We start from the raw sequence: 21,750 nt of genomic DNA, 5'->3' as shown, positions 1-21,750 counted from the left end.
CTAGCGCCGCAGCAGGCTGCCAAGCACGTTGCGCACGATGGAGCGGCCAATCGAGCCGCCGAGCGAGCCGCCGACCGATTTGCCGATGCTGGCGGCGACATCTCCGGCGACCTTGTTGGTCACCGAGCGCGTCACGCTGCGCGCGATGACCTGCCCGGTGGACAACTTTCCGCGGGGCGTGCTGGTGCCGAAAACGGTGCCGACAATCGAGCTGATCTGGCCGAGGACGCCGCCACCTTCGCCGGGTGCACCATCGGCGCCGGGCGTGCCTGCGGGCGCAGCCGTGTTCGACAGACGCTTCTGCAAAATCTCGAACGCAGAGTCGGCGTCGATGGCAGTGTCGTATTTGCCCTTCACCGGGCTCGCATTCATGATCGCCTTGCGCTCGTCCGGCGTGATCGGCCCGATCCGCGCGGTTGGCGGGCGGATCATGACGCGCTCGACCATCGACGGCGTACCGTTGCCTTCGAGAAACGAAACCAGCGCCTCGCCCTTGCCCAGTTCCGTGATGACCTGCGCGGTGTCGAGATTTGGATTGGGCCGGAATGTCTGCGCGGCGGCCTGCACCGCCTTCTGGTCGCGCGGCGTGAACGCGCGGAGCGCATGCTGCACGCGGTTGCCGAGCTGGGCGAGAATCTTGTCCGGGACGTCAATCGGATTCTGCGTCACGAAATAGACCCCGACACCCTTGGAGCGGATCAGGCGCACGACCTGCTCGATCTTGTCCATCAGAGCCTTGGGCGCATCGTCGAACAGCAGGTGCGCTTCGTCGAAGAAGAACACCAGCTTGGGCTTGGCCGGATCGCCCACTTCGGGCAGTTCCTCGAACAACTCCGACAGCATCCAGAGCAGGAATGTCGAATACAGTTTCGGGCTCGACATCAGCTTGTCGGCGACGAGGATATTGATCATGCCGCGACCGCTGGAGTCGGTCCGCATGAAATCCTTTAGTTGCAGCGCGGGTTCGCCGAAGAACTTGGCCCCACCCTGATTTTCCAGCACCAGCAACTGGCGCTGGATGGTGCCGACGGTCGCCTTGCTGATATTGCCGAAGGATTGGGCCGCCTTGCGGATGTCCTGCAGCGGATCGAGATCGTCGTCCTTGGCCGAGCCGGGCACGATGGCGTCCAGCAGGGCGCGCAGGTCCTTCATATCGACCAGCGCAAGACCGTGTTCGTCGGCAACCCGGAATGCGACATTGAGAACGCCTTCCTGCACATCGTTGAGCTGCAGCATCTGGGACAGCAACAGCGGCCCCATTTCGGTGACGGTGGCGCGGACCGGGTGGCCCTGCTCGCCGAACACGTCCCAGAAGATGGTCGAGAACTGATCCGGCTGAAACTGCAGGCCCATCGCCTTCGCGCGGTTGAGAATGAAGTCCTTTGGCTCGCCGACCTCGGCGATTCCGGACAGATCGCCCTTGATGTCGGCGGCGAACACCGGCACGCCGGCGCGTGCGAAGCCTTCGGCCAGCACCTGCAGGGTGACCGTCTTGCCCGTTCCGGTGGCGCCGGTCGCCAGTCCGTGGCGGTTTGCAAGCCCGAGCGTCAGAAATGCCGGCTGCTCACCCTTGCCGACAAAGATCGCCGTGCCGGTATCGGCGGAGGCAATGCTTCCGGCTCCGGCCGGTGCTGCTGACGGCGGCGCAGCGGCTTTGTCGGAGGTTTTTCTGGACACCTTCTTTGCCATCTCTCGCCTCATCCCGGCTGGATTGTGCCACCGCCAAATCACGGCGCATCATGCGTGATCTTGCAGTCTGGAACCCGCCGGTCAACCCGCGCCGTGCATCGGCGAACATGAACAGATGCCGCTCTGCATGTTACCAGACGTAATATATGTGATGCCTCACAGCCGAAGCGGTGCAAATTTCGATCCGCAAGTGGCGATCCGCTGAAACGAACTCGCACCCTGGCCGTATCTCGACGTCGCGTGAACCGGATTTGCCGCTCTCCAGCCTGCAACAAGCGCGAAATCGGCACATCATTGCAACACTTCACAATGGATTGCATCCAAACAGCGGGTTGAAAAAGCTCTGTCGCTTGTAATTCGCGGCGCACCCGCTCAAGATAAAATCACAACAATGAGCCGGTATGAAACCGGTGGGCACGGGGCAATTTCATGGACGAGTTCATTGGCGATCTGGCTGCAAAAGCCGGAGTTGACAAGGCTGTCGCCGAAAAGGCCGTTGGCGCCATGCTCGGGTTCCTTCGCAAGGAGGGACCAGCGGAGCATGTTCGTTCGCTGATCGAGCAGATTCCGGGCGCAGAAACTGCAATCGCGGCGGCGGGATCGGGCGGTCTCGCCAGCATGCTCGGCGGCGGCATCATGGCGCTTGGTGCACGGCTGATGGGCATGGGCTTGGGAATGAGCGAGATTCAAAGCCTTGCCCGTGAACTTTTCAGGCTCGGCCGCGACAAAATCGGTGCGGACGGAATGCGTGCGATTATTGCCGAGACACCGGGCCTGTCCCAGTTCGCATAACATTCAATTTTTGTATTCGAGTCCCATGTCCAATTCATTTCCAGCGTATCCCCTCTCGAACATTGACGGACTGGGCCCGCACGCCCAGGCCAGGCTCAAGGCCGAGGGCATTCGCACCACGGCTGCACTGCTCGAAAGCGCCAGCACGCCCAAGGGCCGCAAGGCGCTGGCCGCCAAGACCGGCCTGAGCGAGCAGCAGTTGCTGGCATGGGCCAATATCGCCGACTGCATGCGCATTAAGGGCATGGGCAAGGCCAAGGCCGAGCTGTTGCGCGCCGCCGGCGTTGTGACCGTCCGCGAATTCGTTCAACGCAATCCGCAGCGTCTGGCGCAGGCCATGAAGGAAGCTAACGACAAGCGGAAGCTGGTGCAGGTGCTGCCGTCGGACAAATCGGTCGCCGAACTAATTCAGCGCGCCCGCAAGCTGCCGCTGAAAATTTCCTACTGAAGCCGCCGCCCACCTGCCAATTCGAGCATCCTTGGGCGAGATCCCCACCCGCCGTCGCTTGACTTGACCGCGGGGACCGCGCAAAGCCACCGCATGATGGCCGCTCCGTCCCGAACATCACATCCGGCTGCCGCGCAGCTTCATCCGGTGCTGCGGGACCTGTTCGCAGGCCCCGTTCCCGTGGTTATGGGCGTGCTCAATATCACCCCGGATTCATTTTCCGACGGCGGAAAGTTCGTTTCTCCCGATGCCGCGCTGGCGCAGGCAAGGCGTATGATCGCCGAGGGTGCCGGCATCCTCGATATCGGCGCCGAATCCACCCGCCCCTATGGCTCGCAGCCGGTTTCGGCGGACGAGGAACTGCAGCGGCTGCGTGACATTCTTCCGGCAGTGGCGCTTCTCGGCATCCCGGTTTCCATCGACACTATGAAAGCCAAGGTCGCGGCCTGGGCGCTCGCGAATGGCGCGGCCATCGCCAACGATGTCTGGGGCCTGCAGCGCGATCCCGACATGGCGCGCGTCATCGCTGATCGCAATGCGCCGGTAATCGTCATGCACAACCGCGACAGCGTCGATCCGACGCTTGATGTCGTCGCGGACATGACGGCATTTTTTTCGCGATCGCTTGAGATCGCCGCCAAGGCGAATATCCCGCAAGGGAATATCGTGCTCGATCCCGGCATCGGCTTCGGCAAGACGCCCGAACAGAGCATGACGGCGCTGGCGCGACTCGATGCGCTGAGTCAGTTCGGCGTGCCATTGCTGGTGGGCGCATCGCGAAAGCGCTTCATCGGATCGGTCATTCCCTCCGAACCGGACCAGCGGCTCGGCGGCTCCCTTGCAGCACACCTGCTGGCGGCGCAGCGCGGCGCAAACATCATCCGCGCGCATGACGTTGCGGAAACGGTGCAGGCGCTGCGCGTGGCATCGGCAATCGAGGACAAACGATGAGCGACATTATTTTTATCAAAGGGCTCCTGATCCATGCCCGGCACGGAGTCATGGATCATGAAGCCGAGGTCGGCCAGCGGTTCGTGATCGACCTTGAACTGTCGATTGATCTGGCCGAATCCTCCCGGACTGACAAGCTCGCAGACACGGTGTCCTATTCGGATGTGGTTTCGACCGCGAGCGCCGCCTTCAAGGGACATAACTATTACCTTCTGGAGCGCGCAGCCGGCGCCGTGGCGGAAGCGGTTCTGGCCGCGTTCACCCGCGTCAGCGCGGTGAAGGTCACCGTCCATAAACCGCATGCCCCCATCGCCGCGATCTTCGATGACGTCGGCGTCGTCATCACCCGTACACGGGCTTGAATTGATGGCGAGCGTCCTGATCGCACTTGGCGGCAATGTCGGCGATGTCCGCGCGACCTTCACCAAGGCCATCGCCAATATCTGCGGCATGACACAGGCCGCGCTGGTCGCCCGCTCGTCGGATTACATGACAGCCCCTTGGGGCGACGAGCAGCAGGAGCCGTTTATCAATGCCTGCATCGAAATCGAAACGCCGCTCGATCCGCATGCGCTGCTGTTCACGCTGCACAAGATAGAGAAGAAATTCGGCCGCGACCGGGCCAACGAGCGGCGCTGGGGTCCGCGAACGCTCGATCTCGACATCATCGCCTATGACGACGTCCGCCTCGACAAGCCGGAGCTGACCTTGCCGCATCCGCGCCTGTTCGAGCGCGCCTTCGTTCTTGTGCCACTCGGCGAAATCGCGCCTGACCGGCCGATCGCAGGCCAGACCCCGCGCCAGGCTCTAGCCAGCCTCTCCGCCGATGGCATCGAACGCCTGCCTGATTTGCAGTAAACGCTTGAAACAACCATTTGGCTTGCGCGCCGCCACATGGCATTTTCCGGACAACGAGATATAACGCTCCGGGAGCTAACCCCCTGAATGTCCACTGAAACCGACACCCTGCCGCTCGCGTCCGAATTTCCTTCCGCCTCTCGTGACGACTGGCGGAAACTCGCCGACGGCGTCCTGAAGGGCACTCCGTTCGAGAGACTCGTCGGCAAGACCTATGACGGGCTGCGTATCGACCCGATCTACGAGCGCGCGCGCAATGCGGTAGCGATTCCTGCCCGCGCCGCCGGTGCGCCATGGGCGATCATGCAGCGGGTGGACCATCCGGATGCAGCCATCGCCAACGCGCAGGCGCTGCATGATCTTGAGAACGGCGCGACCGGACTCACTGTCGTCTTCGCGGGCGCCAATGCCGCGCGCGGCTATGGCCTGCCGCCGACAAAGGACGCGCTGAAGCGCGCGCTCGATGGCGTCTATCTCGACGCCGGAATTGATATCGAGCTCGAGATCGGCCCGCAGTCACGCGACATGGGAGAGCACTTGGCCGAACTGCTGGCCGAACGACACATCACGCCCTCCGCCGTGAAGGTGCGCTTCGGCCTCGATCCGATTGGCGGCGGCGGTGTGCGCGGCAGCAGCCACGGCCCGTGGGAGTCCATCGCCAAGGTTTTCGGCGGCAAGATCACGCAACTCGCAAAGCTCGGCTTTCGCGGTCCCTTTGCCCCGGCCGACGGCCGCGTGATCCATGACGCCGGCGGCTCGGAAGCGCAGGAACTGGCCTATGTGCTCGCGGTTGGCGTCGCCTATCTGCGCGCGCTGGCAGATGCTGGCATTCCGCTCGAAAACGCGCGGCGCATGATCTATGCGCGCCTCAGCGCCGATGCCGACCAGTTCCTGACCATGGCGAAATTCCGCGCGCTGCGCCTGCTCTGGGCGCGCATCGAGCAGAGCTGTGGCCTCACGCCGGAGCCGCTGTTCGTCGTCGCGGAAACTTCATGGCGGATGCTGACCCAGCGCGATCCCGACGTGAACATGCTCCGCGCGACCATCGCAGCATTCTCGGCAGGGCTCGGCGGCGCCAACAGTGTCAGCGTGCTGCCGCATACGCTGGCGCTTGGGTTGCCGGATGCGTTCGCGCGGCGCATCGCGCGCAACACCCAGCTTGTGCTGCTGGAAGAATCCAATCTCGACAAGGTGTCGGACCCCGCTGCAGGTTCAGGCGGCATCGAGACGCTGACGAAGCAACTCTGCGAAGCCGCATGGTCTTTATTTCAGGAGATCGAAAAGGCTGGCGGCGCGTTCGCGGCGCTTGAAAAGAACATCATTCAGCCGAAGGTCGCCGCCGTCCGCGCCGCGCGCGATACCAATATCGCAAGGCGCAAGGATGTCCTCACCGGCGCCAGCGAATTTCCCAATCTCAATGAGAAGAAGCCGGCGGTGCTGGACGCCAAGCCTGCGGCTTTGCCGTGGACCGATGAGGTGGTCCTGACCTTCGACGCACTCGCGCCTATCAGGCTCGGCGCTCCGTTTGAAGAATTGCGCGATCGGTCCGACGCCATGCTGGCCAAGTCCGGCAAGCGCCCGGCGGTGTTTCTCGCCAATCTCGGCACACCGGCGGATTTCACTGCCCGCGCCACCTTCACCAAGAGTTTCTTTGAAACCGGCGGCATCGAAGCGCTCGGCAATGACGGGTTCTCAGATCCGGGCACGCTCGCCGCGGCATTCAAAACATCCGGCGCAAAGCTTGTCTGCCTGTGTTCCTCCGACAAGGTCTACGGGGCGCAGGCTGTTGCGGCCGCGCAGGCCCTTCACGCGGCTGGTGCAAAGCATATCTATCTGGCTGGACGCCCCGGCGATCTGGAACCGGCCCTGCGCGAAGCAGGCGTGACCGGCTTCATCGCCGCCGGCGGCGATGCGCTCGCGACACTGAAAGCTGCCTATCAAATGCTGTAGGTGGATGTCATGAAGGAACGCGCTCCTGTTCTCACCGGCGGTTGCCAATGCGGCGCGGTACGCTTTGCGTCATACAGCAGTCCAGGCCGGATCAGCGTCTGCCACTGCCGGATGTGCCAGAAGGCAGTGGCCGGACCGTTTGCGGCGTTCGTCGAAATTCCGCATGGCGACTTTGCATGGACACGCGGCACGCCGGGAACCTTTCGGTCGTCATCGACGGCAGAGCGCGATTTCTGCGCCACCTGCGGAACGCCGCTGAGTTATCGCAAGCTGAACGGTTCTGTGATCGAGCTGCTGACCGGCGCTTTCGACCGCCCCGACCGCGTGATCCCGACGTATCAGACCGGCATTGAATCGAAGCTCGCCTGGGCCATGAACCTGCACAATCTGCCGGGCAAAACCACAGCAGAATCATCCGGTTCTGCCGAGGCTGGCAGCATTGTCAGCCACCAGCATCCGGATCATAATACGTGAGCTGCGCAATCGCCGCTTCATTCGCGCGCAAACCCGAGACAACAGAATGACCCGCATTCCGAATTTCGCTGACGTTGCATTCGAGCCTGCTGCCGTAAAGGCGAGCGAGAGCAGCGCGCAGCCGTGGCTCACGCCCGAGGGTCTTCTGGTCAAGCCAAGCTACAGCGAAGCCGATCTCAATGGCATCGACTTTCTCGACACATGGCCGGGCATCGCGCCGTTCCTGCGCGGCCCCTATCCGACCATGTACGTCAACCAGCCGTGGACCGTTCGCCAGTACGCCGGCTTCTCGACGGCGGAAGATTCCAACGCTTTCTATCGCCGCAACCTTGCGGCGGGCCAGAAGGGCCTCTCGGTCGCGTTCGACCTCGCCACCCACCGCGGTTACGACTCGGATCATCCGCGCGTCTCCGGCGACGTCGGCATGGCGGGCGTGGCCATCGACTCCATCTACGACATGCGCACACTGTTCGCGGGAATTCCCCTGGACCAGATGAGCGTGTCGATGACCATGAACGGCGCAGTGCTGCCGATCCTCGCGCTGTTCGTCGTCGCCGCCGAGGAACAGGGCGTGCCGCCGGAGAAACTGTCGGGCACCATTCAGAATGACATTCTGAAAGAGTTCATGGTGCGCAACACCTATATCTACCCGCCCTCGCCCTCGATGCGCATTATCTCGGACATCTTCGCCTACACCTCGCAGAAGATGCCGAAGTTCAATTCGATCTCGATTTCCGGCTACCACATGCAGGAAGCCGGTGCGACGCAGGATCTCGAACTCGCCTACACGCTGGCTGACGGCGTCGAATATGTCCGCGCCGGCATGGCGGCTGGCCTCGACATCGACAAGTTCGCGCCGCGCCTGTCGTTCTTCTGGGCCATCGGCATGAATTTCTTCATGGAAGTGGCCAAGATGCGGGCCGCCCGTCTGCTCTGGGCCAAGCTGATGAAGCCGTTCAATCCAAAGGACGCGCGCTCGCTGTCGCTGCGCACCCATTCGCAGACCTCGGGCTGGTCGCTGACTGCGCAGGACGTGTTCAACAACGTCGTCCGCACCAATGTCGAGGCCATGGCGGCGACGCAGGGGCATACCCAGTCGCTGCACACCAATGCGCTGGACGAAGCGCTGGCCCTGCCGACCGACTTCTCCGCGCGGATCGCGCGCAATACCCAGCTCTTCCTGCAGCAGGAAAGCGGCACCACCCGCATTGTCGATCCGTGGGGCGGCTCGTTCTATGTCGAGCGGCTGACCCACGATCTCGCCGCCAAGGCGTGGGCGCACATTCAGGAGGTCGAGGAACTCGGCGGCATGGCCAAGGCCATCGAGGCCGGTGTGCCGAAGCTGCGCATCGAGGAAGCCTCCGCCAAGACGCAGGCGCGCATCGACGCGGGCAAGCAGTCCGTGATCGGCGTCAACAAATACCGGCCCGAAAACGAAGCCGCCATCGACGTGCTCAAGGTGGAGAATTCCACCGTGCGCCGTTTGCAGATCGACAAGCTGTCGCGCCTGCGCTCGGAGCGCAAGCAGGCCGAGGTCGATGCCGCCCTCGCCGCGTTGACCCGCTCCGCCAACGAAGGCAACGGCAACCTGCTGGCGCTGGCCATTGATGCCGCGCGCGCCAAGGCCACCGTCGGCGAAATTTCCGATGCGATGGAAAAGGTGTTCGGCCGCCACCGCGCCGAGATCAAATCCATCACCGGCGTTTACAAGCGCGAGGCTGCCACCATGTCCGACCGGGTCGAAAAACTTGCCGCACTGATCGACGCGTTTGAAGACGCGGAAGGCCGCCGTCCGCGCATTCTGGTCGCCAAGATCGGACAGGACGGCCATGACCGCGGGCAGAAAGTGATCGCCTCGGCGTTTGCCGATGTGGGCTTTGACGTCGATATCGGGCCGCTATTCGCCACCGCCGACGAAGCCGCACGTCAGGCCGTCGAGAACGACGTCCACATGCTCGGCCTGTCATCGCTGGCGGCAGCGCATCTCACCGCCGTTCCGGAACTCAAGGAAGCGCTCAGAAAGCGCGGCCGCGAGGATATCATGATTATCGTCGGCGGCGTGATCCCGCCGCAAGATTACGATGCGCTCTACAAGTCCGGCGCCGAGGCGATCTTCCCGCCGGGCACCGTAATTGCGGATGCCGCCGAGGAATTGATCAACAAGCTGAACGTCCGGTTGGGGCATGCGAGCGCGGCGGCGGAATAAGATGAAGCGCGAGCGAAATGGAAGGTCATGCCCCTCGTTCGGCAGCGCTTGTGAATAGCATCAGCCAACTCAAGTCCGATGTCCGCTCCGGCGACCGTGCCGCGCTGGCGCGCGCGATCACGCTGATCGAAAGCCGCCGCCCCGATCATCAGGCGCAGGCGCGCGATCTGGTTCAGGAACTGCTGCCGCTGACCGGCAAAGCGATCCGTGTCGGCATCACAGGCTCGCCGGGCGTCGGCAAGTCCACCACCATCGACGCGCTCGGCATGGCGCTGATCGGCAAGGGCCACAAGGTGGCGGTGCTTGCGGTCGATCCATCCTCGGCGCGCACCGGTGGCTCGATCCTCGGCGACAAGACGCGGATGGCGCGGCTGTCCGCGGAGGCCGATGCCTTCATCCGTCCCTCGCCGTCGTCCGGCACTCTCGGCGGAGTCGCGGCCAAAACGCGCGAGGCGATGCTGCTCTGTGAAGCCGCAGGTTTCGACGTGGTGCTTGTGGAGACCGTCGGCATCGGACAATCGGAAACCGCCGTCTGCGACATGACGGATTTCTTTCTGGCGTTGATGCTGCCGGGCGCGGGTGACGAACTGCAGGGCATCAAGAAAGGCCTTGTCGAACTCGCTGACATGATCGCCGTCAACAAGGCTGACGGTGACAATCTCAAGCGCGCGAAGGCGGCCGCGGCCGAATACAACGCCGCGCTCCACATCCTCGCGCCGCGCTCGGAGCACTGGTTTCCGCCGGTGCTGACCTATTCCGCTCTCACCGGCGATGGCATCGACGCGGTTTGGGAAAAGGTGGTTGCCCATCGGACGGCCATGATCGCATCGGGCGAGTTCGCGAAACGGCGCCGTCAACAGCAGGTCAAATGGATGTGGACGATCCTTGAGGATCGTCTCCATGCACGCCTGCGGTCCGATCCGGCGATCCGCGCCAGGGTCAAGCAAACCGAAACCGCCGTAGCCAATGGCGAGATGACACCCACCATTGCTGCCGAGACCGTTGCAGCGCTGCTGGAGCAGCGATGACCTGCGCGCCGCGCATTCTCATCACCGGCTTTCAGCCCTTTCCGGGCGCGCCTTACAATCCCACCGAAAAGCTCGTTGAACGTTTGCTGCGTCTGCGCCGTCCCGCATTCGATTCCATTGCGCGGATCGGTCACATTTTCCCGGTGACTTACAGCGCGGTGGATCGGCAGCTTCCCATCCTGATTGAAACGCACCGCCCCGATGCGTTGCTGATGTTCGGGCTTGCGACACGCAGTTCGTTTATCCGGATCGAGACACGCGCCCGCAACACCATCACCCAGATATGGCCTGATGCCGCGCACACGCAGGTGCGAAGCCGCACCATTGTGACGAATGTGGAGTCCACACGGCGCTTCGGGCCGCACACGCTCCGTCTGCTGCGCGCCGCGCAACTGACTGGCGTGGATGCGCGCCTTTCCCTCAGCGCAGGATATTATCTCTGCAATTATCTGAGCTGGCGCGCCATCGAGGCGACCCATGTTGAAGGCGGCCCTCGCCTTGTGTCCTTCATCCATGTGCCGCTGGTGCCCCGGCGTCCCGCCGAACGCCCAGCACCCGGACGGATGACCTTCGAGGAACTGGCCGGTGCGGGCGAGGCCGTGCTGCTGGAAACGGCACGTCTGGCGCGACAGCAGGCAATCCGGCTTTTGGCCGCAAAACCGTCTGGCAGCCATACCGGAAGCTGAATTGTGCGACGCAATATGAGCGCGTAAACAGTGGTCTCAGCACCGCGAGACACCGTTCATGACCGATACCAGCGCCAACGCCTGGGTTTCTTCGACCCATCGCCCGATGGGCTTCCGCGAATTCGTCGCCATTGTCGCGGCGATCATGGCGCTGAATCCATTGGCCATGGACCTGATGCTGCCCGGCCTGCCGGACGTGGCCAAGGCATTCAACCTCAGCAACATCAACTACGCGCAGGCGGTGCTCTCGGTGTTCCTCACCGGCTTTGGCGCAGGCCAGTTCGTCATCGGACCGCTGGCGGATCGCTTCGGACGGCGACCGATCCTGATCGGCGGCCTCATCATCTATGGCATCGCCAGCCTGCTCGCGATTATTGCGCCCTCATTTGAAACGCTGCTGCTCGCGCGCGGCCTGCAGGGCCTCAGCACCGCCGCCGCCCGCGTGATCGCTACCTCCATCGTGCGCGACTGCTACAGCGGGCGCCGCATGGCGAGCGTGATGTCGCTGGCCATGATGATCTTCATCTCCGTTCCGGTGATTGCGCCATCGTTCGGTCAGGCAATCATGCTGGCTGCGGAGTGGCACGGCATCTTCATCGTCCTGCTGGTGTATGGCGTTCTCACCTTGGGCTGGATCGTCATGCGCTTGCCGGAAACGCTGCCGCTGACCGAGCGCAAATCGCTCGCTGCCGGCGAAGTGGCGAAGAACTTTCTGCAGACAATCCGGAACCGTCAGACATTCGGCTACGCACTCGCCGCGGGCAGCGTACAGGGAATCCTGTTCGGCTACGTTCTGTCATCGCAGCAGATCTTCACGGAAATCTACGGCCTCGGCCACTATTTCCCGCTGGCCTTCGCCGCCATCGCCATCGGCATCGCGGTGGCGGGCTTTGTGAATTCGCGTATCGTCGGCCGCTATGGCATGCGGATGATTTCGCACAGCGCTCTTGTCGGTCAGCTTGTCGTCGCCATTGCGATGCTGGCCGCGGCCCTTGCGGGTGCGCTTCCGCTTTGGCTGATGATGATTCTCGCCACCGCCAGCCTGTTCACCTTCGGCTTGATGTTCTCCAACTTCTCCGCGCTGGCGATGGAGCCGCAGGGCCATATCGCGGGAACCGCTTCCTCGCTGTTCGGATCGGTGACCACACTGATCGGCATCGCGGTGGGCTCGGCCATCGGCCAGTCTTACAACGGCACCCTGATCCCGCTCGCAACCGGTGCACTGCTCAGTTCGCTGGTCGCATTGGCGGTCGTGCTCTTTGTGGAAAAAGGCCGCCTGTTCACGCCGCACAACACCCCGGTCTGAGCGCCCTTTTGGCTCCATTCCATTAACCCTATCATCGACAATCGTGCGCAAATTGCTGCGCACGAGCATTGTTCCAAGCATTCCTGGATTAGGTCTTACAGGCATCGAGACCAATCAGGCCGTCGCATGGACATCAGCCGCCGCAATCTCATCAATGCCACCGCCGGCGCTGCCGCAGGCGCCATGACTGCTGCACCGGTTCCGGCGCGCGCGGCTCCGCTGACATCGGCGCTCGGGCGCGATGCGACACACTATGGCGTGCGCCCGAACAGCCCCGACGATCAGACGCGCGCCCTGCAGCGGGCCATCAACGAAGCCGCCAATGCGCAGATACCGCTGGCCCTGCCGCCGGGACTCTATCGCACCGGCGCACTGACGTTACCGAACGGCGCGCAGCTCGTCGGCGTGCGCGGCGCGACAATTTTCCAGTTCACCGGCGGCGCCTCACTGATCGGAAGCGAAGGTGCCAGTGGCATCGCCCTCACCGGTCTCACCCTCGACGGCGCAGGGATCAAACTCGCCGAGCGGCGCGGACTGGTGCACTTTCAGAACGGCCTCGATGTCCGTATTCAGGATTGCGATATCGCCGGCAGCGGCGGCTACGGCATCTGGTTCGAGAGCATCGCGGGCGAAGTCAGCGGCAACACCATCCGCAAGACTGCCAACACCGCGTTCACATCCTTCGATGCTCTGGGGCTGTTGGTCGCGCAGAACACCATTCAGGATGCGTCCGACAACGGCATTGAAATCCTGCGCCATACCATCGGCGATGACGGCACTATCGTTGTGAACAACCGCATCGACGACATCAAGGCCGGTCCCGGCGGCTCTGGCCAGCACGGCAATGCCATCAACGCTTTCCGCGCCGGAAATGTCATTGTCAGCGGCAACCGCATCCGCAACTGCGACTATTCCGCGGTGCGCGGCAATTCGGCGTCGAATATCCAGATTACCGGCAACAGCGTCAGCAACGTGCGCGAAGTCGCGCTCTATTCGGAATTCGCCTTTGAAGGCGCGGTCATTGCGAACAACACCGTCGACATCTGTGCGGTCGGTGTGTCGGTCGCGAATTTTAACGAAGGCGGCCGCATGGTGACGGTCCACGGCAACGTGATCCGCAACATCCTGCCGAAACGTCCGATCGGCACCGCGCCGGATGACGACGCCGGAATCGGAATCGTCGTGGAAGCGGACGCCGCCGTCACCGGTAATGTCATCGAGAACGCGCCGTCGTTCGGCATCATGGCCGGCTGGGGAAAATACCTGCGCGATGTGACCATCACCGGCAATGTGGTGCGCAACGCTTTCGTCGGGATCGGCGTGTCGGTGGTGCCGGGCGCCGGGACCGCGCTGGTAAGCAACAACCTGATTTCGGGATCGCGCGGCTCCGCGATTGTCGGACTGGATCACGCCAAGCCGGCTACAGGCGACCTTGGCAAGGAAAGCATTTCACGCTTTCCGCAGATCGTCCTTGGCCTCAACGCCATCCGCTGACGGCAACTGCGTGAACGGCGATGGCAGCATGGCAGCATTCTCGGCCTGCGCAATCGCGACCTCGACCGGCTTGTCCTGAACGGGGTCTGGCGGAGCTAGTTGCTCCCAGGTCTTCAGCGCTGCGCGCGCCTCCTGAACGATTTTCAAAAATTCCGGCTCGCCGTAATAGACCTTCCAGCGCCCGGTCTCGTACAGGGTGACGAGGTAATTGAGCCGCCGCTCCGCCAGCATGCGCCAGCGCACCACGACACTTCGCCCCTGTTCGGCATTGCCGGAATTGGCCATTTGAAGTCCAGAAAGAATGCTGAAAAGCACGTTGGAAAATCACGCAGACGCAAACGAATCGCTCAACTCTCTCTGACGAAAACGAGAGATATCCCAACCTCTCCCACAGATACATGCAACTTTCGTGACTGACGGATAAACCGCCAGCCACGACTGCGCATCCGTTAACGCACCTGAAGCCTGATCGCGGCGCGAAGCGACGTTCGCGATCCCGCTGGCGGCGGCTCGCGGCTGGAGACCGCGGCCGCGCCCGTGTTGGTTGTGCCCGCAACCGCAGGTGTGCCCGGCCTGACAGGCTCCACCGCGATCGAGCGTGCGAGCGTCTGCGTGTAGTTCGGGACCGGCGTGAACTGGTTCTTGTTGAAGTCGTGCTGAATGCGATCTCCGCCACTCGCTTGCGTGGCGCAGACAGCAGTCACGGTCTCCGTACCCTTGTCCTTCATCCGAAACTGAAATGGCGCGCCTGTGCCAGGGAACTGGACCGGCACGCCGGCCCGAATGAAGTTGTCGCGCTGAAAGGCATTCGGCAGCAGCACGGTCCCTTCCCCACGCTCGTCGATGTCGGTCAGGGTCAGGAAGCAGTCGCGCGGCGAGACGATGGTGAAGACCGGCGTATCGCCAAGCCGGTAACTGTCGCGATCCGAAGTCAAAGACAGATCGTCACTGTTGCGGACCTGTTGCGGCACGGGTTGAACCGGGCGCGCATTGCGGATGCTGACGAGCTTCAGGTCGGTCAGATCCGGCGCCACACCGCGGAACGACACCTCGAACTGGTCGCGCGGCACCGCGCCCTGCGCCAGACGGCGAACCAGCGGTTTGAACTTCTGCTCGACATCCGCCACGCCTTCGTTGAATTCGGACTTCTTCAGTCCGAGTTCGGCAGCCGCGAGGGTCAGATCGAGATCGTCCTCATAGCGCTTGGCCAGCGCGTTGATCATCTCGATACCGTTGAGCTTCAGCGCCGGATCGAGACCGGCGCGCTTCATCGCATCGGCAAATCGCTTGGCATCGTCCTCGATCAGCGCGTCCATCTTGTCATGCGGCGGATAGAGACCTTCCACCGCATCGCGCACATCCTTCGGGAATGTCCGCCCCTGCAGCACCAGTTCGCGCACATCGTCCTTGGCCTTGCGCATGCCCTGGTCATGGCAGCCCATGCACGAGATGCCGTTGGTCACGGAGAAATCCTTCCGCGACGGATCGCGCACGATGGCGGTCGGCCCCTTGTCGAGCCGGTCACCTTTCGCGGTGTTCAGATAGTAGGCCTGAAAGCCGTTCGGCAGGCTGTAAATTGTTTCGCCGCCATCATGATGAAACGCATTCGGACCGGTCGGCCCCAGCGGGAAGCTGAACAGGCTCTGACGGTCGCGGTTGCCTGAGAAGTCATAGGACGTCCAGAAAAACCCGTTGCGCGAGGGATGGCGCTCGATCAACCGGTTGTTCTGGCTGACGCCGGAGCGCTGGAACGCGGCGCGCTGCGCGACAAAGTTGCGGATGTTCGCTTCGACATCGACGCCCTGTTCCCGCGCAAGCTGCTGGAACGTGTTCGGCAGTTGCAGCAACACGTCATAGAGCGGCGGTTGCGACGCGGTGAACACGAACCAGTCAGCGCGCACATAGGGAATTGCGGTCGCGGCGCCCGAGGCGAGCGCACGGCTGAATTCTGTGTCCGGCACCGCGTTGTAGGGATAGACCGCGATCACATTGTCCCAGTCCGCCGGCTTCCAGCCGAGATCGAGAAGGTTGAAGCGCAGGATGCTACCCTCCGGATCAACGGTTTCGAGCTTCACCACATCGGAGGAGCGGCTGAGTGAATTGAGAAACTTCACCGCGCCCTGCTGATAGACCTTCATCGCAGCCGGATCGGCGCAGATATTGGTGAGATGGGTCAGAGTCAGATAGCGCGTCGTCCCCCTGCGTTGCGGCCGCTGCTTCTCGAGATCGGCGACCATGAACGACACCATGTCGTCGGGCGTGATGAACTTGTGGGTTTCGCAACTGGCGACAGCCTTGGTTCCCAGCGCGCTGACCCAGGCCTCAAGCGCCTTGAGATCGGCTTCGGATGGCGGCTTGTGCGACGAGCCTTCGTAGTAGATGTCGTAAGGCATCTCCTTGTCGACGATCTGCCGGAACAGTTTCGACCCCAGCGGATTGCCCGGCAGGATGTAATGCGGATTGGCGGCGATCTCGTCCAGCTTGAGGATGTTTCCGAAATTTTTCGCCGGGCGTTCGCGGTCCACCAGCTTGCCGGTCTGATGGCAGCGCGCGCAGTGTGCGTCGAGCACATCGAACGCAGCCCTGGCGACCGGATCTGTGGGCGGCGCGATTGCGTCCGCCGAAGCGGAAACCGGCGCCTTGGCTTCCTGAGCAAGGGAAAGTCCGGCAGCGCCAACGACAAGACCAGTTGCTATCGCGATGCCGAATGCCCGCAAGGCCATTGCCGGAAATCCGCTCATTGAACATGTCCCCTTGAAACGATCTATGTGGCGATCGACGCCGGAAATTGGTCGCTTTGAATGCCGGACGGGTTCAGAGGGTCATTGTCCCGTTGCCCGCACGGTGGTGTTCACGATCTGCACGCGGCGATTTTCCTCGCCCAGTGGTCTGGCCGGGGTCTTCAACTGCTCCTTGCCGAAGCCCACCGCGATCAGTGTGTCCGGTGCAAGTTTGTAGTGTTCGATCAACATGCGGCGCACCGCATTGGCGCGGCGCTGCGAGAGCGCTTGGTTGTAGTCCGCGCTTCCCGCTGCATCGGTATGTCCGTTGATGAGGAAGACCGAGCCCTTCAGGTCCTGCCGCGACAGCGCGTTGCCAAGCGCGACAAGAGCAGGAACGGCCTTCGGGCTGATCTCCGCCGAATTATATTCAAACAGGATTTCCAGGTCGATGGCAGGCTTGTCGCGCGTGATCTCGACGATCCGCGCACGTTCTTCGGCGTCAGGCGGCGAAGCGAGTTCGACACTGATGGATCGCACCTGCAGGCGCTTGATGACCTGCTTTTCTGCATCCACCTTGGGATCGGACGTCACGGACAGGCTGCGCGTCAGCGGCTGACTGGCCTGAAGCGCTGATCCGATCTTGTCCTCAAGAGACTGCGCATGGAGCAAACCGGAGGACAGCACCCATACGGCCGCCGTGGCCCATATGCGTTTCATTGAAAATTTCCGTTCAGCAATCGCCGACAGGCGCCTGCTCTTGTTATCGCTTGGATGAATCATCGGAAGCCGCCGCCACCGGTGCGGGCACGACGGCTGAAACCGCGCCGAAGGCATCTGCCTGCCCGGCTCCGAATTGGTCGTCACGGCCCTTCGGTCCCAGATCGCGCGCGGTTGATGTCAGTGTCGCGCGAATGTCGGATGACGACATCTGCGGATTACGTGCGATCATGAGGGCAATCACGCCGCTGACATAGGCGGCCGACAGCGAAGTCCCCGACGACATCTGATATTTGCCATCCGGCGCGGGCGACAGAATGTCCACGCCCGGCGCGGAGATCGCGACATACTTGCCGCGGTTCGACTGGGCGAACAATTGATCCGACTGATCGGTGGCCGATACGGCGATGACATTGGTGTCCGCGGCGGGATAAAGCGGCGGTGATTTCGCACCGGCATTCCCCGCAGCCGCGACCAGGACGACGCCCTTGGCGGCGGCAACGGCGAGTCCGCGCTCGATCGCCGGGTCGTGCGGTCCCGCAAAACTCATATTGATGATCTGCGCGTTCTTTGCGAGCGCGTAGTCGAGGCTTTTCAGGATCAGGAACGAGGTGCTTTCCGCGCCGCCCTTTTGCGCGCCGAATGCGCGGATAGCCAGCAGGTGAGACGACGGCGCTGTCCCCATCAGCCGGGCATGGGCCGCGATCACGCCGGCGATGCTGGTGCCATGAGGATGCGGCCCTTCGCCATTGTTCAAAGCGTCGAAGGTGCCGGTGATCACGCCCGCCAGTTCGGGATGGGTGACATCGATTCCGGAATCGATCACGGCGACCGTCACATCCGCGCCGACCGACAGCGCATGCGCCTCCGGAAGCCGCATCTTGCCGAGCGCATATTGCAGCGGATCGCCTTCGGATTTTGCAGCCGCGGACGAAGCGCCCTGCTGAAGTTTGAAGATGTTGTTGCGCTGCGCGGCCTTGACGTTGCCGCTCGCAACAAGCTCACGCACCACCGCGTCAACGGAGCGTTTGTCATTGATCCGCCAGCGGAAGAATGTGCTGTTGGTCAGGGCAAAATTCTGGGACTGGACACGGGTCAAACGGTGCCGCCGCGCAAGCTCGTCAGCCTGAGCGTCGGTTGGATTGCCCGCGACCTCGATCAGCACTTCCTTCGCGACATACGTATTCTCGGCGGCAACCGGGCCGGACTTCTTTCCGGCGTTTTTGCTTGGCTGCTTCTTGCGGAATTTCGGCGGCGGCTCGTCGTAATATTCTGCCGGCGGGCCGTCATCATACTGGCGTACGATGTATGGCCGGGGCCGCGGTCGGACGCGATCATAGCCGTCATATCCGATATGGGGCCGTATCGTCGGATTGATATTGATGCGCGGCCCGACATTGATGCTCGGGCCGGTGCGCATGTTCATGCTGCTGTATTGCGCGAATGCCTCAGGAGCAGCCAGCATCACCGCTGCCGCGGCGACAACAACCAGTTGCAGCCGGCGTCCGGCACTCCGCGTCCGGATGAAGGATCGTTTTCCAGGGGCTGTCTCGATCATCACGTCCTCGTAAATCCGGAGCAGCGCCAACGCGCCCAGTCGTGTCATCCAAAAGCCGATCGCATCGCCTGCCGCCGATGCGAAACGGCGATCAGTCCGTGCTCACCACAAGGCTGACGATCTTCTCGCCTTGCAGCCGCGTCATGAGTTGTGCCGCCTCCTCTTTCGACAAGGCCTTGTCGCCGAACCGGACGCGGAACACACCGGACTTCGGCCCCGAAACGATGGAGGCGTTGTACGTGTGCAGCAACTGGGTGATGTCGTCAGCCTTGGCGTCGGGCGCAAAGCGGATCAGGCCGAAGGTTCCCGCCGTCGACTGCGCCGGAAACGCCGCCGTCTGGAAGTTACCCGGGGCACGATCCTTCACCAGGACGGTGCCGATCACGCCGGCCTGCAACAGAACCAGCACTGCGCCGGCCACGCCCGCATAAGCCAGCGTGCGCGGCGACAGGCTGGAGAAGAACCCGGCGATCCGCATCAGCGGATTAAAGGAGGTGCTTGTCCGCGCGGGCTCCGCATCAATGGCGGCGAACAGCTTCTGCATCGCGCGCGCCGAGGGAGCGCCGAGGCTTTCGTTCAACAGGATAGTTTCAGCATATTCGTCCTGGATCACGGCATATTGCCGCGCCAGATCGGGATTGCTCGCCAGCGCCTCGTCGACACGCCGGGCGTCGCGCAGGTTCAGCGTGCCCGCGGCATGGAACGGCAGCAGAGCCTCGATTTCCGTCGGCTCGCGGTCGGGTTGCTCACTCATGGCAGTGTTGCTCGCGGGGGTCATGGCCAACCTCGTTCAATGCCGGCTGCCTTGAGCAGTTCGGCCAGTTTCTTTCGCGCATAAAACAGGCGCGTCTTCACCGTGTTCTCCGGGATACCCACGATTTCGGCCACCTCCTCCACGGACTTCTCGTGGTAGTAGACGAGATCGACAATCTCCCGATGCTCTGGCGAAAGTGCGGTCAGGCAATTCCGCAAAGCGTTGCTTGTATCCATCTTGGCGACGGCAACTTCGGGATTGTCGGACGTATCCTCGATCGCCGCAGCCGCTTCGTCATCCAGTTCCGCGTCCTTCCTCTTGCGGAGGGCGGACAGGGCCTTGAACCTCGTGATCGCCAAAAGCCACGTAGAGACTGTGGACCGGCCTTCAAACTTGCCGGCCTGCCGCCACACATCGAGGAAAACCTCGCTGATAAGGTCTTCCGCGATGGCCTCGTTCTTCACGAGGCGCAGCGAGAAGCGAAACACCCGTACATGGTGCCTTCCGTAAAGCACCTGCATGGCGAGGCGGTCACCTTGGGCGATGCGACCGATCAGAACTTCATCTGATGTCGCGTGGGTTGCACTCAATGGCCGTCTCGCAAGGTTGGTCGCACGCGACAGGAAAGGGGTTCGATCAAATCGGTAAAAATCTTCGCGATTTCCCGAATTGTCCGGAGTGAGGAGCGCAAAATGCCCCTGAATCATGAACAAGGGCAAGTCGCCCGGCTTCCATGACGAATATGGTATCAATTTACCAAATCCCAACCATGGCGGCCGATTGGAGGACAATCCGGGCGAGTCCGGCGCGATCTGGCGCCACCGCCTCGCAATGATACCAAACCTAAAGGCTTTGCCCCCTACAGTCCCGCATTGCATTCCCTCATCGGCGAGTTCATGCGCGGCGTCATGTCATCGGCCCCTGTATCCCTGTCAGGCCGCTTTAACTGGAAGCATTCGGCCGTTGAGGGCGAATTGCCACCGGAAATTCTGGCTCGCCGCGCACGGCAGCGGCGACAACTGCTCGACATGACCGGCGTCAGCTACATGATCGACGCCGCGATCCTGCTGATCTACGCCTATGCAGGCAGCACCAGCTTCGCCGTCGCACCCGCCTACGCCGCCTGCGGGCTGCTGTCCGTCGCCATCTTCATCGCCATCTCCGAGGCCCGGATCAACGACCGGTTTCGGGATCATTACTTCATCCTGCAGCAAACCAGCGTCAGCCTGGCGATCATGCTGGCCTTCATCTACTTCGCACCGGAAGTGGGCGGCCTGTTCCTCTGCTCGATTTTCCTTGTCTACACATTCGGCGCCCTGCGCTCCTCACCGCGCCAGACCATCATCGGATGGACGACTGCGGCTGCCGGCCTGACCATTCTGTTCCTTTTGACCGACAAGCCGATCAGCATGCCCACCGGCACGCCGCTCGAGCGTTTCGCGACCTTGCTGGTTTTCATTCTGGTGCTCGGGCGCGGGATGATCGTCGGGCTGTTCAGCAGTTCGCTTCATGAATCGCTCTACAAGCGCGGAATCGAGCTGAAAAAAGCCTATCAGCGCATCGAGGAGCTCGCGGAACTCGACGAACTCACGGGGGCGATGAATCGCCGCAGCATCATGCAAACCCTGGATCAGGAAATCGCACGCGCCCGGCGCAGCAACGTCCCCTGTGCCATCGCCCTGATCGACCTCGACTGGTTCAAGCTGATCAACGACCGTTTCGGCCACCCGGCAGGCGATGAAGCCTTGCGGGCGTTTGCCATCACGGTGTTCGCCAACATCCGCAGCATCGACAAGTTCGGCCGCTACGGCGGAGAGGAATTCCTGCTGATCCTGCCCGAGACATCGGACGGCGCTGCGCTGCGCGCCATCGACCGGCTGCGCACCATCGTGGCAGGGCTCGACTGGAGCGCGATTTCACAGGACATGACCGTTACGATGTCGGCCGGGCTCGCCATGCTGCGCCCGGACGACTCCGCGGACAGCATTCTCGCACGCGCCGACAAGCTCCTCTATCAGGCCAAGGACATGGGACGGAACCGGGTCGTCACCGCCTGATGATAATTTTCGCCGGCCAAGAACGTGGCCGGCATCGTGTGTTTTCCAGGACAGAAGTC

At 62.6% G+C, this 21,750-nt stretch carries 20 protein-coding genes; 13 read left to right on the top strand and 7 right to left on the bottom strand.

The features are described 5' to 3' along the window. Entirely contained in the window at positions 1-1,689 is a 1,689-nt protein-coding gene (locus HMPREF9696_RS01535) for a helicase HerA-like domain-containing protein (protein WP_002711175.1), read from the bottom strand. A 429-nt stretch (positions 1,690-2,118) separates the two neighbouring features. Here HMPREF9696_RS01535 and HMPREF9696_RS01530 point away from each other — a divergent pair, with 429 nt between their 5' ends. The 12 genes from HMPREF9696_RS01530 (at position 2,119) to HMPREF9696_RS01475 (ending at position 13,882) form a co-directional block, all read left to right on the top strand. After that, positions 2,119-2,481 (top strand): hypothetical protein, encoded by a 363-nt coding sequence (locus HMPREF9696_RS01530; RefSeq protein WP_002711174.1) that lies wholly within the window; start codon positions 2,119-2,121, stop codon positions 2,479-2,481. A 25-nt stretch (positions 2,482-2,506) separates the two neighbouring features. Beyond that, on the top strand, positions 2,507-2,929 hold the full coding sequence (locus HMPREF9696_RS01525; protein ID WP_002711173.1) for a DUF4332 domain-containing protein: 423 nt from the start codon (positions 2,507-2,509) through the stop codon (positions 2,927-2,929). Between the two features lie 93 nt (positions 2,930-3,022). After that, positions 3,023-3,880 (top strand): dihydropteroate synthase, encoded by an 858-nt coding sequence (folP, locus tag HMPREF9696_RS01520; RefSeq protein ID WP_002711172.1) that lies wholly within the window; start codon positions 3,023-3,025, stop codon positions 3,878-3,880. After that, a complete protein-coding gene (gene folB / locus HMPREF9696_RS01515) occupies positions 3,877-4,242 on the top strand; it encodes a dihydroneopterin aldolase (RefSeq protein ID WP_002711171.1) in 366 nt (121 codons plus the stop codon). Before folP ends, folB begins: the two co-directional genes overlap by 4 nt. A gap of 4 nt (positions 4,243-4,246) precedes the next feature. Next, entirely contained in the window at positions 4,247-4,738 is a 492-nt protein-coding gene (gene folK / locus HMPREF9696_RS01510; protein WP_002711170.1) for a 2-amino-4-hydroxy-6-hydroxymethyldihydropteridine diphosphokinase, read from the top strand. Between the two features lie 87 nt (positions 4,739-4,825). Further along, positions 4,826-6,688: a methylmalonyl-CoA mutase subunit beta gene (locus HMPREF9696_RS01505; RefSeq protein WP_002711169.1), complete on the top strand. Its 1,863-nt coding sequence runs from the start codon at positions 4,826-4,828 to the stop codon at positions 6,686-6,688. Positions 6,689-6,697: 9 nt separating this feature from the next. Further along, complete coding sequence (locus HMPREF9696_RS01500) at positions 6,698-7,162, top strand: GFA family protein (protein WP_002711168.1); 465 nt, start codon at positions 6,698-6,700, stop codon at positions 7,160-7,162. 46 nt (positions 7,163-7,208) lie between these two features. Continuing rightward, a complete protein-coding gene (gene scpA, locus HMPREF9696_RS01495) occupies positions 7,209-9,368 on the top strand; it encodes a methylmalonyl-CoA mutase (RefSeq protein WP_002711167.1) in 2,160 nt (719 codons plus the stop codon). 17 nt (positions 9,369-9,385) lie between these two features. After that, entirely contained in the window at positions 9,386-10,396 is a 1,011-nt protein-coding gene (gene meaB, locus HMPREF9696_RS01490; RefSeq protein ID WP_002711166.1) for a methylmalonyl Co-A mutase-associated GTPase MeaB, read from the top strand. Next, positions 10,393-11,082 carry a pyroglutamyl-peptidase I gene (locus HMPREF9696_RS01485; RefSeq protein ID WP_002711165.1) on the top strand — a complete coding sequence of 230 codons (690 nt, stop codon included), beginning with the start codon at positions 10,393-10,395 and terminating at the stop codon, positions 11,080-11,082. Before meaB ends, HMPREF9696_RS01485 begins: the two co-directional genes overlap by 4 nt. 58 nt (positions 11,083-11,140) lie before the next feature. After that, a complete protein-coding gene (locus HMPREF9696_RS01480) occupies positions 11,141-12,388 on the top strand; it encodes a multidrug effflux MFS transporter (protein ID WP_002711164.1) in 1,248 nt (415 codons plus the stop codon). A 126-nt stretch (positions 12,389-12,514) separates the two neighbouring features. Then, positions 12,515-13,882 (top strand): TIGR03808 family TAT-translocated repetitive protein, encoded by a 1,368-nt coding sequence (locus HMPREF9696_RS01475; protein ID WP_002711163.1) that lies wholly within the window; start codon positions 12,515-12,517, stop codon positions 13,880-13,882. Here the strand turns inward: HMPREF9696_RS01475 and HMPREF9696_RS01470 are convergent. From HMPREF9696_RS01470 to HMPREF9696_RS01445, 6 genes are all read right to left on the bottom strand, one after another. After that, complete coding sequence (locus tag HMPREF9696_RS01470; RefSeq protein WP_002711162.1) at positions 13,838-14,167, bottom strand: TIGR03809 family protein; 330 nt, start codon at positions 14,165-14,167, stop codon at positions 13,838-13,840. The genes HMPREF9696_RS01475 and HMPREF9696_RS01470 overlap by 45 nt on opposite strands. A gap of 164 nt (positions 14,168-14,331) precedes the next feature. Continuing rightward, on the bottom strand, positions 14,332-16,623 hold the full coding sequence (locus HMPREF9696_RS01465; protein ID WP_040301065.1) for a DUF4384 domain-containing protein: 2,292 nt from the start codon (positions 16,621-16,623) through the stop codon (positions 14,332-14,334). An 81-nt stretch (positions 16,624-16,704) separates the two neighbouring features. Then, the gene (locus HMPREF9696_RS01460) at positions 16,705-17,322 is read right to left on the bottom strand and encodes an OmpA family protein (protein WP_002711160.1); all 618 of its coding nucleotides are present in this window, start codon (positions 17,320-17,322) and stop codon (positions 16,705-16,707) included. A gap of 43 nt (positions 17,323-17,365) precedes the next feature. Beyond that, the gene (locus HMPREF9696_RS01455) at positions 17,366-18,880 is read right to left on the bottom strand and encodes a S8 family serine peptidase (protein ID WP_002711159.1); all 1,515 of its coding nucleotides are present in this window, start codon (positions 18,878-18,880) and stop codon (positions 17,366-17,368) included. 91 nt (positions 18,881-18,971) lie between these two features. Beyond that, entirely contained in the window at positions 18,972-19,658 is a 687-nt protein-coding gene (locus tag HMPREF9696_RS01450) for a hypothetical protein (protein ID WP_002711158.1), read from the bottom strand. Beyond that, positions 19,655-20,224 (bottom strand): sigma-70 family RNA polymerase sigma factor, encoded by a 570-nt coding sequence (locus HMPREF9696_RS01445; protein ID WP_040301742.1) that lies wholly within the window; start codon positions 20,222-20,224, stop codon positions 19,655-19,657. Before HMPREF9696_RS01445 ends, HMPREF9696_RS01450 begins: the two co-directional genes overlap by 4 nt. Before the next feature lie 318 nt (positions 20,225-20,542). Here HMPREF9696_RS01445 and HMPREF9696_RS01440 point away from each other — a divergent pair, with 318 nt between their 5' ends. Next, entirely contained in the window at positions 20,543-21,691 is a 1,149-nt protein-coding gene (locus tag HMPREF9696_RS01440; RefSeq protein WP_430642278.1) for a GGDEF domain-containing protein, read from the top strand. The last annotated feature ends 59 nt before the right edge of the window (positions 21,692-21,750 follow it).

Source organism: Afipia clevelandensis ATCC 49720, from assembly GCF_000336555.1.
Lineage (GTDB): Bacteria > Pseudomonadota > Alphaproteobacteria > Rhizobiales > Xanthobacteraceae > Afipia > Afipia clevelandensis.
This window is presented reverse-complemented; position numbering and strand designations above follow the sequence as displayed.